This is a genomic window from Flavobacterium sp. NRK1 (genome assembly GCF_024054175.1).
Classification (GTDB): Bacteria; Bacteroidota; Bacteroidia; order Flavobacteriales; family Flavobacteriaceae; genus Flavobacterium.
In genome coordinates, this window is sequence record NZ_JAMXLA010000013.1 from 1 (window position 1) to 230 (window position 230).

Genomic DNA, 230 nt, shown 5'->3' on the forward strand with positions numbered 1-230 from the left:
AGGTAGATCGTCTGGCCATGCTGGTTGATATTGGTATAGTTATCCGGATTAGGGATAGGGTTAACATCATGTTCGGCATCCTCAGGGGTTTCATAGGCCGTTACTTCAACATTGCCAAGGGCTGCTTCTATGGCTGCCATAGCTCCTGTCATATCAAACTGTGCAAAACCGTCATTGTTGAAGTCACACTCCTCGATTGGTGCCGGAGGGGTGGCGATAGGCGCAGGGAT

General features: G+C 50.0%; 1 protein-coding gene. It reads right to left on the minus strand.

Features of this window, described 5'->3' with window-relative positions:
• The coding region (locus tag NHE85_RS16660; protein WP_252813337.1) for a hypothetical protein at positions 1–230 on the minus strand (230 nt) is incomplete at both ends.